The 14,524-nt window shown below is 70.0% G+C and carries 14 protein-coding genes; 2 read left to right on the forward strand and 12 right to left on the reverse strand.

The window, feature by feature from the left end; translation table 11 throughout:
- From ACSMXW_RS20200 to ACSMXW_RS20240, 9 genes are all read right to left on the reverse strand, one after another.
- The gene (locus ACSMXW_RS20200) at positions 1-945 is read right to left on the reverse strand and encodes an aromatase/cyclase (RefSeq protein WP_485798110.1); all 945 of its coding nucleotides are present in this window, start codon (positions 943-945) and stop codon (positions 1-3) included.
- Positions 946-977: 32 nt separating this feature from the next.
- Entirely contained in the window at positions 978-1,760 is a 783-nt protein-coding gene (fabG, locus tag ACSMXW_RS20205) for a 3-oxoacyl-ACP reductase FabG (RefSeq protein WP_485798111.1), read from the reverse strand.
- A gap of 97 nt (positions 1,761-1,857) precedes the next feature.
- Positions 1,858-2,130, reverse strand: a complete 273-nt coding sequence (locus ACSMXW_RS20210) for an acyl carrier protein (protein WP_485798112.1) — start codon at positions 2,128-2,130, stop codon at positions 1,858-1,860.
- A gap of 65 nt (positions 2,131-2,195) precedes the next feature.
- The gene (locus ACSMXW_RS20215) at positions 2,196-3,407 is read right to left on the reverse strand and encodes a ketosynthase chain-length factor (protein ID WP_485798113.1); all 1,212 of its coding nucleotides are present in this window, start codon (positions 3,405-3,407) and stop codon (positions 2,196-2,198) included.
- The gene (locus ACSMXW_RS20220; RefSeq protein WP_485798114.1) at positions 3,404-4,675 is read right to left on the reverse strand and encodes a beta-ketoacyl-[acyl-carrier-protein] synthase family protein; all 1,272 of its coding nucleotides are present in this window, start codon (positions 4,673-4,675) and stop codon (positions 3,404-3,406) included. The genes ACSMXW_RS20215 and ACSMXW_RS20220 overlap by 4 nt, the downstream gene beginning before the upstream one ends.
- On the reverse strand, positions 4,672-5,001 hold the full coding sequence (locus ACSMXW_RS20225; protein ID WP_485798115.1) for a TcmI family type II polyketide cyclase: 330 nt from the start codon (positions 4,999-5,001) through the stop codon (positions 4,672-4,674). Before ACSMXW_RS20225 ends, ACSMXW_RS20220 begins: the two co-directional genes overlap by 4 nt.
- A 67-nt stretch (positions 5,002-5,068) precedes the next feature.
- Positions 5,069-6,538, reverse strand: coding sequence for an FAD-dependent monooxygenase (locus tag ACSMXW_RS20230; protein WP_485798116.1), 1,470 nt, complete (start codon positions 6,536-6,538; stop codon positions 5,069-5,071).
- Positions 6,539-6,908: 370 nt separating this feature from the next.
- Entirely contained in the window at positions 6,909-7,610 is a 702-nt protein-coding gene (locus tag ACSMXW_RS20235; protein ID WP_485798117.1) for a response regulator transcription factor, read from the reverse strand.
- An 809-nt stretch (positions 7,611-8,419) separates the two neighbouring features.
- Positions 8,420-9,337, reverse strand: a complete 918-nt coding sequence (locus tag ACSMXW_RS20240) for a ScbA/BarX family gamma-butyrolactone biosynthesis protein (protein WP_485798118.1) — start codon at positions 9,335-9,337, stop codon at positions 8,420-8,422.
- A gap of 204 nt (positions 9,338-9,541) precedes the next feature.
- On the opposite strand from ACSMXW_RS20240, the gene ACSMXW_RS20245 reads away from it, so the two are divergent.
- Positions 9,542-10,246, forward strand: coding sequence for a ScbR family autoregulator-binding transcription factor (locus tag ACSMXW_RS20245; RefSeq protein ID WP_485798119.1), 705 nt, complete (start codon positions 9,542-9,544; stop codon positions 10,244-10,246).
- A gap of 228 nt (positions 10,247-10,474) precedes the next feature.
- Here ACSMXW_RS20245 and ACSMXW_RS20250 read toward each other — a convergent pair whose 3' ends face one another.
- The 3 genes from ACSMXW_RS20250 to ACSMXW_RS20260 form a co-directional block, all read right to left on the reverse strand.
- A complete protein-coding gene (locus tag ACSMXW_RS20250) occupies positions 10,475-11,434 on the reverse strand; it encodes an SDR family oxidoreductase (protein WP_485798120.1) in 960 nt (319 codons plus the stop codon).
- 542 nt (positions 11,435-11,976) lie between these two features.
- A complete protein-coding gene (locus tag ACSMXW_RS20255; RefSeq protein ID WP_485798121.1) occupies positions 11,977-12,780 on the reverse strand; it encodes an alpha/beta hydrolase family protein in 804 nt (267 codons plus the stop codon).
- A 198-nt stretch (positions 12,781-12,978) separates the two neighbouring features.
- A complete protein-coding gene (locus ACSMXW_RS20260; RefSeq protein WP_485798122.1) occupies positions 12,979-13,524 on the reverse strand; it encodes a carboxymuconolactone decarboxylase family protein in 546 nt (181 codons plus the stop codon).
- A 299-nt stretch (positions 13,525-13,823) separates the two neighbouring features.
- On the opposite strand from ACSMXW_RS20260, the gene ACSMXW_RS20265 reads away from it, so the two are divergent.
- On the forward strand, positions 13,824-14,501 hold the full coding sequence (locus tag ACSMXW_RS20265) for a CGNR zinc finger domain-containing protein (RefSeq protein WP_485798123.1): 678 nt from the start codon (positions 13,824-13,826) through the stop codon (positions 14,499-14,501).
- Positions 14,502-14,524 lie beyond the last annotated feature (23 nt).

The following is a 14,524-nucleotide window of genomic DNA, read 5'->3' on the forward strand; positions in this document are numbered from 1 at the left end:
TCAGCGTTGCCGTTCCGCGTAGTCCTTGGCATGGCCCAGCGTGGCGCGGCTGTTGGTGCTGAGCGCCATGTGCACGTACTCCCGGGCGTCGGCGACGGTCGCGTCGGGGCCGAGGACCCGTGCGATGTTCCCGGGGTTCAGCGTCACCGTGTGCTGGGACGTCGCGGCTACCCCGGTGCCGTCCTCGGTGAATGTCCAGCAGCCGGTGTGCAGGGTCATCAGCGCGGGGAGCGTGATCTGCTTGTAGGCGATTCTGTGGTGCGGGAAGCACACCCGGTAGGACTCGGTGGTGTGGGTGGAGCCGTCCTTGGCCCGGGTGTCCATCCGCAGCTTCTGCAGGCCGGGGGTGTCCTCGGTGAGGTGCACGGCGGCCACGTGCGGCAGCCGCTGCTCCCACAGGTGCGCCTCGTTGACGAAGTCGTAGACGTCCTTCGCGGAGCCCTCGACGCGCACAGTGTCCTCGAAGGAGAACGTCAGCTCGGCCTCGGCGTGCACCCGCTCGACGTTGGACTTGAGTGCGGCCAGTTCGGAGCGGGAGTTGCGGTCGACGGCGGCATCGATCCACCGCAGGCTCTCGGGGTCGTCGTCGATCGCCCGGTAGTCGTGTAGCAGCCGGACCCGTGACTCGGCCGCGGACAGCGGCTCGATGACCCACGTGCCGCCCATGGCGGCCACCGGCGGTGCGGAGACCTCCTGCCGGAAGGCGATCCGCAGCGTCGCCGGGTCGAGCCTGCGCCGGGACGTCCAGTTCTTGGCCTCACCATTGGCGGTGGCCCAGATCCGTATCCGCTCCGTCGTCCCCTCGCTCTCCACCTGGTCGACGTGGATCGTCGGCGGGAAGATCCGCGGCCAGTTCTCCACCTCGGAGATCAGGCGGTAGACGGCGTCGGCCGGGGCCGTTACGACGATCTCGTGGGCCACCTCGCGCGGGCCATGCTGCGACATGCTCACCCTCCTCGGGGCATGGATCGGTTGACTCAGAAGTTGCCGAGACCGCCGCAGACATTGAGCGCCTGCGCGGTGATGGACGCGGCGGCGTCCGAGACCAGGTAGCCGACGAGCCCGGCGACCTCCTCGGCGGTGGCGTAGCGGCCCAGCGGGATCTTGGCTTGGAACTTCTGGAGGATCGCCTCCTCGGTGGTGTCGTAGGCGCTCGCGTAGCCCTGCCGGACCCGCTGGGCCATCGGCGTCTCGACATACCCCGGGCAGACGGCGTTGACGGTGATGCCCGTCGGCGCCAACTCGTTGCCGAGTGCCTTGGTGAAACCGACGACACCGTGCTTCGAGGCGGAGTAGGGGGCACCGAGCACGACGCCCTGCTTGCCGGCGGTCGATGCGATGTTGACGATGCGGCCCCGTTCCTTGTGCCGCATGCCGCCGGTGTTCAGCACCTCACGGGTCATCCTGAAGACGCTGTTCAGGTTGGTGTCGATGACGTCGTGCCACAGCTCGTCAGGGATGTCGGCGGTGACACCGCCCCCGCTGCGGCCCGCGTTGTTGACGAGCACGTCGACCGTGCCGAAGCGGTCGACGGCCGCCTGCACGAAGGCGCTCACGTCCGCGTCGTCGCGTACGTCCATGGGCACGCCGTCGGCCTCGTGCCCCTGCTCGCGGAGCCGTTTGACGGTGGACGCCACGTTCTCGCCGCTGCGGGCCCCGATGAACACCGCGTGGTCGGCGGCCAGCAGCCGGGCGACGGCGAGGCCGATTCCGCTGGTGGCGCCGGTGACGAGAGCCACCCGCTGGTTCCGTTCTGACATGTTCTCTCCTGGCGTTCGGTGGATGGCGTGGCGGGCGGGCGGCGCCGGGCGGAGGCCGTCCGCCCGGCGGCGGACGGCGCCCGCCCGGCCGGCCGGGTCAGCCGGCGGGGACCGCCTCGGTGAGCCCTGCGTTGACCATGTCGATCAGGGCACGGGGGGTCCGGGCGTCGGTGACCACGGTGTCGTCGAGGCTGATGCCGTAGGTCGTCTCGATCCGGACGGCGGTCTCCAGCAGGGCCAGCGACTCGTATCCCAGGGCCTCGAAGTCGGTGTCGAGGATGTCGCCGTCGAGATCGACGCCCTCATCCGCCCCGGCACCCTCGAGCAGGATGCGCTTGAGGTCGGAGAGGGTGAACTCCTTGGCGGTCATATCGGTCCTTTCGTCGGGTGGGCAGGTGCGGCGGTGTGGTAGCGGTGGGTGTTGTGCGGCGGGTGCTATGCGGCGGCGCGCACGACGACGGCGGAGTTGAAGCCTCCGTGGCCGCGGGCCAGCACCAGGGCGGTGCGCACCTCGGCGGCGCGTGCCCGGCCCACCACGAGGTCCAGTTCGTACTCGTCGGCCAGCTCGACGTTCACGGTGGGCGGGATCACGCCGTCCGCGATGGACAGCAGGGCAGTGGCCACGTCCAGCGGCGCGCCCCCTGAGTAGAGCCGGCCCGTCATCGTCTTCGGCGCGGTCACCGGAACCGCCCGCGGGCCGAAGACCCCGGTGATGGCCGCCGCCTCCGCGCGGTCGAGGGCGGGCAGCCCCGCCGCGTCGGCGAACACCACGTCCACGTCGGCGGCCTCGGTTCCGGCGTCCGCCAGGGCCAGTTCCATCGCCCTGCGCAGCCCCGGTTCTCGCGTGCTGCCGGGCGCCGGGTCGAACGTGGCCCCGTAGCCGGCGAGCTCGCCGTATACCCGCGCCCCACGGCGCTGCGCCGTGCCGGGGTCCTCCAGGATGAGGATCGCGCCGCCCTCGCCGGGCACATGTCCGCAGGCGTGCGCGTCGAACGGCAGGTAGGCGCGGCTCGGTTCGTCGCTGTGGCTCAGCCGGTCGCCGGCCAGTTGGGCCACCCATCCCCAGGGACAGAGTGAGGCGTCGGTGGCTCCCGAGACGATCAGCGGTGTGCCCTTGCGGATCTGCCGGCGCGCCTGCGCGAGCGCGTCCAGACCGCCTGCCTGGTCACTGACGACGACGCCGCTGGGTCCCTTCATGCCGTTCCGGATGGAGATCTGGCCGCTGTTCACCGCGTAGAACCAGGCGAAGGACTGGTAGGCGCTGACGTACTGGCTGCCCTTGCCCCACAGCTTGCGCAGCTCACCCTGACCGAACTCGAAGCCACCGGACGCACTGGCCGTGACGACGCCCATGTCGAACGCGGGCAGTTCCTCGGGGTGGACGCCAGCGTCGGCCAGCGCCCAGTCGGCGGCGACCAGCGCGAGCCGGGTCATGCGGTCGGTCTGCGGGATCATCCGGCTGGGCAGGTGCTCCTCGGCGACGAAGCCGGGTATCTCGCCGGCCAGCCGGGCCGGGTACCGGTCGGCGTCGAAGCGGGTGATCCTGCCGATGCCGCTCCTCCCGTGGCGGGTGGCCGCCCAGAAGTCCCGTGTGCCCAGGCCGTTGGGGGAGACGACGCCGAGTCCGGTCACCACCGGGGCGGTCATGCGTGGCTCTTCTCGGGCCGGGCCAGCACCATGGCGCTCTGGAAGCCGCCGAAGCCGCTGCCCACGGTTGTCACCGCGTCCGTCCGCCACTCCCGCGCCGTGCGCGGCACGTAGTCCAGGTCGCACTCCGGGTCCCGGGTGGTCAGGTTCGCCGTGGGCGGCACCACGTTGTTCTCCATGGCGAGGACGGAGGCGGCGATCTCGATGGAGCCGATCGCGCCCAGCGAGTGGCCCACCATGGACTTGATGGAGCTCACGGGGACGCGATAGGCGTGCTCGCCGAGGCTCTTCTTGAACGCCGCGGTCTCGTGCCGGTCGTTCTGCTTGGTGCCGGAGCCGTGCGCGTTGACGTAGTCGATGTCCTCGGGGTTCAGCCGCGCCTCGTCGAGCGCCACCCGGATCGCCTCGGCCATCTCCGTGCCGTCCGGGCGCAGCCCCGTCATGTGGTAGGCGTTGCTGCGCGTGGCGTAGCCCGCGATCTCCGCGTAGACGTGGGCGTCCCGTCGCCGCGCGTTCTGCAGTTCCTCCAGGACGAACACGGCGGCGCCCTCGCCGAGGACGAAGCCGTTGCGGGTGCTGTCGAACGGCCGGGAGGCGTGCTCGGGGTCGTCGTTGCGCGGCGTTGTCGCCTTGATCGCGTCGAAGCACGCCACGGTGATGGGCGAGATCGGGGCGTCGGAGGAGCCGGCGATCATCACGTCCGCGCTGCCCTCGCGGATCAGCTCCACCGCGTGGCCGACCGAGTCGATGCCGGAGGTGCAGCCGGTGGAGACGACCGTGGCCGGTCCCTCCGCGCCCACGGCCCAGGCGACCTCTGCCGCGAACGAACTGGGCACGAGGTAGTTGTAGAGGTGCGGCACGGCGTATCGGTGGTCCACCAGGTCGAGCCGGCCGCCGTCGCTGACGACGCGGTACTCCCGGTCCAGCCCCATGGTGGCGCCGACGGCGCTGCCGATGGTGACGCCGACGCGGTACGGGTCGAGCTCGTCCATCGTCAGGCCGCTGTCGCCCACCGCCTCCCGGGTGGCGACCACGGCGAGCTGGGCCGCCCGGTCCATGCGCCGGGTCTCCTGGGGCCCCAGGCCGTGCATCTCGGGATCGAAGTCGATCTCCGCGGCGACCCGGGAGCGGAACGGCGAGGGGTCGAAGAAGGTGATGCCCCTGGTCGCCGTGCGGCCCTCGCTCAGCAGGCTCCAGAAGTTCTTCGCCCCGATGCCGCCGGGGGCCACGACGCCGAGGCCCGTGATGACGACTCTGCGGCCCGTCACGCGGCCCCCTCCCAGTGGTAGAAGCGCGTTGCCATCGCGTCCGCGGGCGACCGCCAGGTGGCGGGGTCGTACGCCTCGATGAAGGGCTTCAGATTGCGGCTGATGCCCACGAAGCGCGGGTCGGTCTTCGCCTTCTCGATGAGTTCGCCGCCGTTGTCGGCATCGAAGTCCTGCAGGTGGAAGTAGAGGCCTCGGTACGAGAAAAGCTGGCGGCGCCGGGTGCCCATCAGGTGGGGCATCTCGGTGGCGTCGAAGTCCCCGAAGAGTCGGGCGACGTCGGCGTGCGCACCCGGTTCCATCCGGGCCACGATCAGCGTGCTGTGCATGTGCTCCCTCTCTTCTCCGGCCGGGGTGGTCCCGGGCCGTCACGCGTGTGCAGTGCGGGGGGTGGCCCTATCGGGACGGCCCGAACCAGCGCTCCAGGGACATGGGCAGGTCGTGGTGGCTGCCGGGCGCTGCCCAGGCGACATGGCCGTCGGGGCGCACCAGCACGGCTCCGGTGCCGGCGAGGGGGTCGCCGTCCACGACACCGAGGGGTGCGGCGGTCACCACATCCACCCGGTCCGTCCAGCCGGACGCCCTGCGGCGCAGGACGGCGTTGTCCTGGAGGTCGAACAGGACTCCGCGCCCGGCGCGCAGGAGTTCGGCACTGTTGGTCGTGAGGCCCCCGACGGCCATCTCCAGTCTCGGCATCCGCCGGCCCAGCAGCGGGTGACGCCCGCCGCCGACGTCGTAACGGATCTCCAGTCCGCTGACCATGGCCGCCAGGTGGCGGCTGACATCCGGGTACCGGATGAGTTCGGTCAGCACGTCGCGCAACGGCTGGACCTCGGCCCCGCTGAGGAACAGCAGGCCCTGGGCGCGGGTGTTCAACAGCAGCCGTTCGCCCACCGGGTGACGCTCGGTGTGGTAGGTGTCCAGCAGGCCCTCGGGCGCCTTCCCCCGGACGACGGCGGCAAGCTTCCAGCCGAGGTTCACCGCGTCCTGGATGCTGGTGTTCATCCCCTGGCCGCCGGCCGGCAGGTGGATGTGGGCCGAGTCCCCCGCCAGCAGGACGCGACCGCGGCGGTACTCGGTGACCTGCCGGGTGGCGTCGCCGAAGGAGCTGACCCAGACCGGCTCCCCGTGGGAGATGTCCATGCCCGTGACGCGCTTCCAGCCGATGACCACCTCTTCGTACGAGGGCGGTGCGGTGCGCCGCTGTGGTGGGGCGCCGCGCTCGCACAGGATGAGCCGGGTGATGCCGCCGGGGAGCGGGCCGACCATCACCATGCCGCCGGGGAAGGTCTCACCGATCATGCGGGGCTGGAGGTCGAGCCCCTTGACGTCGGCGAGGAACATCTCCAGCGTGGCGGCGGTGCCGGGGAAGTCGAACCCGGCGGCCTTGCGCACGGCGCTCCGGCCGCCGTCGCAGCCGACCAGATAAGAGGCGCGCAGAGTGCGCACGCCTTCAGGGGTGCCTACCTCGACCTCGACACCGTCGGCATTGTTCGTCAGCGAGAGCATCTCGTGCCCGCGCCGCAGATCCGTGCTGAGCTCGGTCGCCCAGGCCTCCAGCACCGCCTCGGTCGCGGACTGGGGCACGGACTTGGCGGCCTGGTGGGCGCCTTCGAGCACCCCGAAGTCCACGGGCAGGCCACCGAAGTGGCCCACGTTGCTGGTCTCGACGTTCCCGAAGCGGGAGAGCAGCCCGCGCTGGTCGAATATCTCCATGGTGCGTGCGGTGAAGCCAAGGCCGCGGGACTCTCCGGTCGGCTCCTCAAGACGCTCCAGAACAATGACGTCGATTCCCGCCAGCCGCAGTTCTCCGCTGAGCGTGAGCCCGGCCGGTCCCGCACCCACGACAATCACTGCAGCGTCCATACACAACTCCTTGAGTGTCGTCGGATTCTCCTCGACGGCCGAACAACCCGGGTCGGCTGTGCTCGGCGTGCACATCTTTCGAGGGCGCCGGTGGCGCGAGACAACGCGGCGGAAGCCGTCAACAAGCTTCTTCGGGTGCAGTGAGGTATTCAAGACGTCTCAGGTCATACCTCTGTGAGATAGCGTCAGAGAATTTCCGGAAAGAATTGACAGAGATTTGTTGGAAGCCGATTCCGTCCGTACCTGAATATGAAGATGCCCCTGGCGGGGTCCTGCCATCACGACGGCAGGACCCCGCCAGGGGCATCTATTCGTTCCTGATTTGCGCGCCGGCCTCCGGGGTGCATCGGAGGGTCATTACGGCCCCATATCACCCGGACCCGAGACGGAATCCCACTCCACGGACCGTGACGATCCAGTCGCTCGCGCCGAGCTTGCGGCGGAGACTGCTGACGTGAGTGTCGAGGGTGCGGCGGGACCAGGAGTCGCCCCAGACGCGCTGCATGAGTTGCTTGCGCGGAACCACGGTCTCGGGACGGGAGGCCAGGAAGAACAGCAGGTCGAATTCCTTGCGTGTCATGTCTATCCTGCGCCCGTGCACGGTGACGACGCGCGACGCCACGTCGATGCACAGCTTGCCCCGCGACAGGAGCTGTTCCTTTTGGGCGGTGCCCGGGCGGACGCGGCGCATGACCGCGTCCATGCGGGCCACCAGTTCGCGGAAGCCATAGGGTTTGACGATGTAGTCGTCCGCTCCGGCCTGGAGCCCGAGGACGCGGTCCAGCTCGGTCCCTCGGCCGGTGACGGTGATGATCGGGACATCGCAGACCGCCCGGATGTCGCGGCAGACCTCCAGTCCGTCCAGGTCGGGCAGTTCGAGGTCGAGCAGCACCAGCTCGGCGTTCCGGTACGCCCGGAGGGCGTCGGCGCCCGTCTCCACACGCTGTACCTGGTGGCCTTGCCGTGACAGCCGCTGGGCGAGGCAGTCGGCGTCGCCGGGATCGGCCTCGACGACGAGAACCTGCCAGCTGTCCGCGGTCCTCAGTCCACCGCGGCCCGGTGCCCCCGCCATGTCGCCGTCGAGTCTTCGTGGTGCCGGGACCCATGGCCGCGAAGTGATCCCTGCGTACTGAACCATGCCTTCCCCCAACTGTGACGCAGTGTCAAGGCTGTTCGAACAGTAACTCTAGAGGACATTACAAACCGTCGCGCTGGTTTGCAAGGACTCCCAAAATCCCTCGACAGCTACACCTTCCTGCTGCTAGGGGCACGTTTGCAACCCGGTGACCGGTAGGTTTCCAGGTTGTGTAGCGTCTCAGGTGGATCGATCTCGCAGGTAACAAACCGCGATGCTGGTTTTGGGTTTACACTCTCTATACCAAGGCCACACAGGGTGCGGTGGCCGATCCGCCGTGCTCACGACCACGATCAAGACGAGGACAGGACTGGTGCTGCCCACTGCAGATATGTGCCGAGCAGGCACGCCAGGCCCTCGCACGCGCCGCCGCCGGGATGTTCGACAGTCGGGCATGCGTACCGGGCCGACCGGGAGCAGCCGCAGTGCGGGCGTGAGCAAGGGCGCGCCGTGCTCCCCCTCCGACTCGGGGGGCGAACCGGCGGCCGGCGGAAGGCTGGCCGGTCTCTGCACGTCCTCGCTTGCGCTCACGGCAAGCCAGGGCCCCCGTACCGACGAGGCGGTCGGGGGCTTCGCCGCCGCGGTGCCGGCCCGGCCGGGTCAGGACCCCACGGTGCGGGCGGGCATGCGGCTGCCGGCGGCGGAAGGCGGGTTGCACGGGGAGAACACACCCACGCTGCCGCGCGAGAAGTGGTGCTGCGTCCGCCTCCGGGCCTCGGAGGCGGGGAATGGCTGATCCCGCACGCTTACCATGTTCCCGCGGGCGACTCGCCTCGCGGCATCGGTGTGGCGCGGCGCAGCGTGCCCTCGAAGACCAACGCCCCCTCCTGGTGCGCCGTGACCCGGACGGTCGCGGGGTCCGGGCCGTCGTCCCGGCGCCTCTCGATGGCCATGAGACAGGGCGTGCCGAACTCGGCGTACCGGTGGAAGGTGCAGTCCATTGCGACCATGTTGAAGCAGAGCGGGTATGCCTGGGCGACGGCGGCCTGGCGTGCGGCTTCGAGCAGGACCATGCCCGGGATGTGGTCCACGGGGTGGTCGAAGAGAACGGGATGGCGGGTGTCCGCTCGGACTTCCCATCGCCGTTCGTCCTCGGTGGCGGCGAGCAACACCTCCATGGAGTGGTTGCGGCCCACGCGCTGCGGGTCGATCGGTTCGGGCAGCAGGTCCACCGACTGCGACGCGAACAGCCGGTCCCCGCGCAGCCGCTTGTACACCTTGGGGGACACGCTCGAGAACGCGGCGTGGCCGGTCGCGACGACCCCCTCGTCGGATCTGATGGTCGCGGTCATCTGGAAGCCGGTGACCCGCTTGCCCTGGCGGTGGAGGTCGGAACACACCAGCAAGAGGGTGAGTTCCCGGGGAGTCGCGCCCACGCACATTCGCTCGGGCGAGACCTCCTGGCCTATTTCTGTCAGCAGGAAGTGATGGTCAAGCGGAATTTTAAATTCCGCGTGCGCGATGGTCATGCCGGCTTGCCGGATGGTCTCCGTCACCAGCAGGGAGTCGTAGTGCTCGGTGGCCGTCGGCGCGAACAGGCCGTGCGACCTGGGCCACTGGGCCGTTACCGAGAATTCCGTGTCACTGTGGGATTTCCAGTCGGTTACGAATACCTCGGCGAGCGCCGCACGGTGTACGAGTTCGCGAGGAACCGTGCTGGTCAAAGTGGAACTCGCCAATAAAAACGGAGTTGATTGGATGCTTTGCGACACAATGCCCCTGACTCGCGTTTGGACTGGTTCGGTCCGTCACGTTGTCTTTCCCCGACGGCTATAATACATACCGGAAGGTTTCTTTCAAGATGCAACTGCAAGATCGAGAGTCGTGACATCAGAGTTGCTGTCACGATGTCTGCAGAGAGGGCGGCCATGCCGCGTCAGAAACGAGCGGAGCTGACTCGCAGTGAGATTCTGCGGGCGGCTGGAGATGTCTTCGGCGAGCTCGGGTACGATGCCACCACGATCTCCGACATCCTTACTCGGGCAGGTGTAACTAAGGGGGCACTTTACTTCCATTTTTCCTCGAAGGAGGATCTGGCTCAGGGCTTGCTCAACACGCAGCTGGAAGCGGTTCCCGAACCGCCCGATACGGGACTTTTCTTGCAGTCCTTGGTCGACCGCGGAATGATCCTCGCGCACCTGATGCGCGCTGACCCACTGGTGCGCGGGAGCGTGCGACTGGCGGTGGATATCCAGAAGTGGCCCGGCGCGGAACAGCGGAGGCCCTACGTCGAGTGGACGAAGCGGGGTGTGCACGATCTGGAACGGGCACGTGAGCACGGCGAACTGCTTCCGCACGCTGATGTGCAGGAGGTCGCCGAGCTGCTGGTGGGCTCCTTCACCGGTCTCCAGCTGATGTCCCATGTCCTCTCCGACCTCGCGGACCTGGAGCAACGGGCCTCGGTGCTCTTCCGGACCGTGCTGTCGACGGTCACCACTCCGGCGGTGCTCGGCCGGCTGGACATGGCCGCAGGCCGCGGTGGCCGGGCCGTCGAGCTCGTCAAGGCAGCGGAAGGCGCCGTACCCGACCAGGCGGGGACGGCGTCCGCTCCGCAGGAGGGGGCGCCCGGCTGAGGGAGCCGACGGGGAGGCGGTCCGAACAGCGGGAGCCGGGCGGGCCGCACGGGTGGTGGAGGCGGCGAGGCGCCCGGGTGCGGCACCCCGGTGTAGCCGGAACCGGCCGCCGGGCCCCCTCTCCTGCCCTGCTCTGCGGTCTCGTGCCGCTTCCATTACGTCCCCCCGTTTCCTTGCTGCTCTCCCCGTCCGGCGTCGCCGGCCGGCACCCGTACCGGCCGACGACGTCTACGGGGCTTCCGACGGATCCCCGTGTGGGAAGAGCGCCATGCGGTGCGTGCTCCGGGGGCAGTCCCTGCTCAAGGAGCTTGGGGGAGCGTCCGAAGCCTCCTGGCCTCCGGTGAAATGGCCCGCGTGGTCGCGGACCCATTCGTCGTAGGTCCGTGCCGGGCGCCCTAGGACACGTTCGATGTCGTTCTCCACTCGGGCCTTGGCGTCCTCGTGCTGGTGCTCCGAGCTCTCCATCAGTGCGGCAACCGCCGCAGGAGGGTAGCGCTCCGCAAGCGTCCGCCGGGCCTGCGCGGCCGTGCTCGCCTCGAAGCGCACGGGGCAGCCGAGCGCCTCGGCGAGGATTCCGGCCTGCTCACGCGGCGTCAGCGCGCTCGGCCCCGTGAGCGCGTAGGCCGCTCCGGCGTGGCCCGTCTCCATAAGTGCGGCACAGGCGGTTTCGGCGACGTCACGCGGGTCGACACACGCCACCGGGGCATCCGCCGGCCATGCCCGGACCAGGCCCTCGGCCCTGATGACCGGGGCCCACGAGAGAGTATTGCTCATGAAGGCGCGTGGCCGGAGGAACGTCCACTCCACACCGGAACGCCGGATGCTCTCTTCGGCCGCCCGGTGCCAGCGCGTGATCAGGCCGCCCGGCGGGGGATCGGTGACCGAGAGGGTCGACAGCTTGACCAGATGCCGAACGCCGGCCTCCAGTGCGGCCCGGAGGAGGTTCCCGTCCAAGTCGGGCCTGTGCGGGGCGTTGGTGATCAGCAGCGCCGCCCGCACTCCGCGCATCGCCGCGCGGAGCGAGTCAGGGGCGCCGTAGTCGGCGACGACCGTCTCGACCGGGCCGCCCGGCACCGCACCCGCCCGCATCGGCCGTCGGCTCATCAGCCGTACCGCCGCGTCGTGCCGCGCGATCAGCCGGGCTGTCTCCCTTCCGACGGTGCCGCTCGCACCGGTGATGAGGATCATGAGGGGGAGTGAGCCATGGCGGGAGAAGGCCCTTCCGTTCTCTGGTGGGGGAGAGGGGGAGCTTCGAACATCCTCACGGTTGGACTAAACCACGGCTGCCGACCGCTTGCCAGTTCCACGGGCGAATGGGGACGACAGAAGATTGTGAAGAAACCGGCTGCACCCGGCGTAGGTGCGGGGTATGGGCGGCACATGAAGCAAACGGGCAAACGTGTGGTTCGACGCCGCCACCGGGGAGCCGAACCGCAAGGGCGTGGTGCCGCTGAAGACCCTGTTCGGCGTACGGGAGGCGCCCCCGTGGAGACCGCCGCCGTGCAGCCACGACTGACCGCCCCGTACGTTACGGCACAGTTCCGGAGGGCGAGCCGTGGCGCGCACCAGGTCTGTCGATCAGGGCGTCATCCACAGGGCCGACTCGGGCGCATGCGCCATCCGCCCCGGCACGAGCACCCTGCCCGCATGCCACCACCCTTACGCCGTGTCCGGTGCGGAGCACCGTAAGGGGTGGTGGCGAGGCAGGCCGTTCGGGGGCGTCGGGGGCGCTAGCGGATGTACCGGAAGGCCCACGTCGCGAGGATGTCCGCGGCGAACTCCGCGTCCTTCGGGGCGGTGAGGAGGTGGTCGGCGCCGTCCAGGGCCATGAAGCTCTTCGGGTGGCGGGCGGCGTCGAAGATGCGGCGGGCGTTGTCGATGCCGACGGTGGCGTCCGTGGGGGAGTGCATGACCAGGAGGGGGACGCCGAGCCGGGCGATGCGTTCCTGCTGGGGCTGGGCGGCGATGTCGTCGAGGAAGCGGCTGCTGATGCGGAAGGTGCGGCCCGCGAGGCGGACCTCCGCCGTGCCGGACTGCCTGATGGCCGTGGTGTCGCCCAGGAGGTGGGTCACGTGGGCGGGGTCCGCGGGGGCGCCTATGGTGACGACCGCCCGGGTCTCGGGGATGTCGCTTGCGGCGGCCAGGACCGCGGCGCCGCCCAGCGAGTGGCCGATGAGGATGCCGGGGGCCTCGAACTCGCGCCGCAGATGGCCGGCGGCAGCCACCAGGTCACCGACGTTGGAGCTGAAGTCGGTGTTGCCGAAGTCACCGCCGGACTGGCCGAGGCCCGTGAAGTCGAACCGCAGGACGCCGATGCCGTGCCGGGTGAGCGCCCTGGAGATCCGCGCGGCCGCCACCGTGTCCTTGCCGCAGGTGAAGCAGTGCGCGAAGAGCGCGAAGGCGCGCGGTGTCCCGTCCGGCAGTTCCAGGCGCCCGGCCAGCGGAGCCCCCTGGGAACCGGGGAACTCGACCCTTCTGAGCGTGCTCGCGCTCTTGTCCGTGCTCGTGTGTGCGGCGGCCGCAAGGCTCGGCATGTGCGTCCTTTCTGGGTGCTGGTGGCGCCGGACGGCGCTGCCGGACGGTGTGCGGTGTCCGGCAGCGCCGTCCGGCTGCGGGGGTGGCCCCGGGGGCGGGGGCGACTGCGGTGTCGGGGCGGGTGCGGTGTGGGTGACTCCCGTTGTGGATTGCTGCGGGTGGCTGCGGGTGGGGGATCCGGCCGTGGCGGCCCTCGGTCAGTGAGTGTGAGGGGTGATCCGCGGGAAGTCCACGTCGGTGTCGACCAGCTCGTTGAAGTAGTTGGTCAGCACGTTCAGGGCGACGTTGGCGACGACCTCGGCGATCTCGGCGTCCGTGACACCCGCCGCGCGTGCGGCCGCGATGGCCGCCTCGCCGCCCTGGCCGCGCCCTTCGAGGACGCTGCGCGTCAGGGTGAGGATGGCCTCGACGTGCGGGTCCTCGGACTTGGCTTCGCGGGCCGCGGCCAGTTCCGCCTCGCTGAGCTCGGCGAACTTGCCGCCGGTGAAGGTGTGGGCCGACAGGCAGTAGGTGCAGCCGTTGAACTCGGCCGCCAGGATGGAGATCCGCTCCCTGACCGGGAAGGGCAGTACGCCGGAGGCGAGGGCGCCGTTCATGGCCAGGTAGCCCTTCACCGCGGCGGGGCTGTTGACGAGCACCTTGAAGAGGTTGGGGATGGAACCCAACGCCTTCTGCGTCTCCTCCAGCTGGGTGGCGGCCTTGCCGGTGGCGGTCGCCGGGTCGATCTGCGGAAGTCGCGACATTGCGGTAGCCCTCTCCTTCGTGCGGCGGCCGTCCATGCGGCCTGCCTGGTCTGTGCGCTCGTGTGTCTGTGTGTCCGGGTGTATATGCGTCTGTGCGTCTGTGCGTCTGTGTGCGGCTGGTCTGTCCGTCTGGTCCGTGCCCCTGGTCCGCGCGGGTGTGCCGGACCGGTAGCCTCGCCCCTCACCAGGGAGGCTAATGCTTGGCTTGTGTTCAAACGTTAGTGAGCCTGTCATGCCTGCACCTTCATGTCAAACGGTTGGAAGACGGGAAACCATTAGGTTCGGGTACGCTGGTCGGCATGGGACAGGGTGAGACGACCGTGGATCTGCCGCTGCTGGGTGAACCCCTGCCGGTGGAGCTGATGAACACGCTCCACATGGACGGGGACGCCCTGGTGTACGACGTGCTGGACGGCACGTCCCGCGCGACCGAATGGGTCGACGCCGTCGGTCCCCGCCTGCCGCCCGTGGTCCCCGCCGCGGACGGCGCCCGGGAGACGGTCACTCAGGCGCTGGACGAGCGGGATGTCCGGCAGCTCCGCGCCCTGCGTGCCGCCCTGCGCGTGCTGGCCGCCGAGGCGACCGGGGCGCCCCCGGAGTTCCTGTCGGCGTCGGACCCGGCGCGCCGGGAGGCGATCCGGACGGTGAACCGGCTCAGCGGCCTAGCGCACCTCTGGCCGGAGCTGGTGTGGTCGGCCGGCGAGGAGCCGGTGCCCGTGTTCGGGTCGGCCGCCGCCTTCGGTGACCGTGTCGTGTCGCTGCTCGCCCGGCAGGCCGTCGAGCTCTTCACCGGCTCGCAGCGCGGCCGGCTCCGCGCCTGCCTGGCCCCCGGCTGCGACCGCTACTTCGTCAAACAGCACTCCCGCCGGGAGTGGTGCACCAGCGCATGCGGCAACCGGGCCCGGGTGGCCCGCCATTACCGGCGCCACCGTGCCGAGGCGCCGGGGGGCGGTGCCGGGGGTCGCGTACGGGGCTGAGCTCCCGGCGCGGGCCGGGGCCG

The sequence above is a fragment of the Streptomyces sp. DSM 116793 genome (assembly GCF_057320905.1).

Bases quoted from the DNA above. Each gene is read 5' to 3' on its own strand.
- ACSMXW_RS20260 (WP_485798122.1), bottom strand. From the start codon at position 13,524: ATGTCGCGACTTCCGCAGATCGACCCGGCGACCGCCACCGGCAAGGCC.
- ACSMXW_RS20245 (WP_485798119.1), top strand. From the start codon at position 9,542: ATGCCGCGTCAGAAACGAGCGGAGCTGACTCGCAGTGAGATTCTGCGG.
- ACSMXW_RS20250 (WP_485798120.1), bottom strand. From the start codon at position 11,434: ATGATCCTCATCACCGGTGCGAGCGGCACCGTCGGAAGGGAGACAGCC.
- ACSMXW_RS20215 (WP_485798113.1), bottom strand. From the start codon at position 3,407: ATGACCGCCCCGGTGGTGACCGGACTCGGCGTCGTCTCCCCCAACGGC.
- ACSMXW_RS20230 (WP_485798116.1), bottom strand. From the start codon at position 6,538: ATGGACGCTGCAGTGATTGTCGTGGGTGCGGGACCGGCCGGGCTCACG.
- fabG (WP_485798111.1), bottom strand. From the start codon at position 1,760: ATGTCAGAACGGAACCAGCGGGTGGCTCTCGTCACCGGCGCCACCAGC.
- ACSMXW_RS20265 (WP_485798123.1), top strand. From the start codon at position 13,824: ATGGGACAGGGTGAGACGACCGTGGATCTGCCGCTGCTGGGTGAACCC.
- ACSMXW_RS20210 (WP_485798112.1), bottom strand. From the start codon at position 2,130: ATGACCGCCAAGGAGTTCACCCTCTCCGACCTCAAGCGCATCCTGCTC.
- ACSMXW_RS20225 (WP_485798115.1), bottom strand. From the start codon at position 5,001: ATGCACAGCACGCTGATCGTGGCCCGGATGGAACCGGGTGCGCACGCC.
- ACSMXW_RS20255 (WP_485798121.1), bottom strand. From the start codon at position 12,780: ATGCCGAGCCTTGCGGCCGCCGCACACACGAGCACGGACAAGAGCGCG.
- ACSMXW_RS20235 (WP_485798117.1), bottom strand. From the start codon at position 7,610: ATGGCGGGGGCACCGGGCCGCGGTGGACTGAGGACCGCGGACAGCTGG.
- ACSMXW_RS20200 (WP_485798110.1), bottom strand. From the start codon at position 945: ATGTCGCAGCATGGCCCGCGCGAGGTGGCCCACGAGATCGTCGTAACG.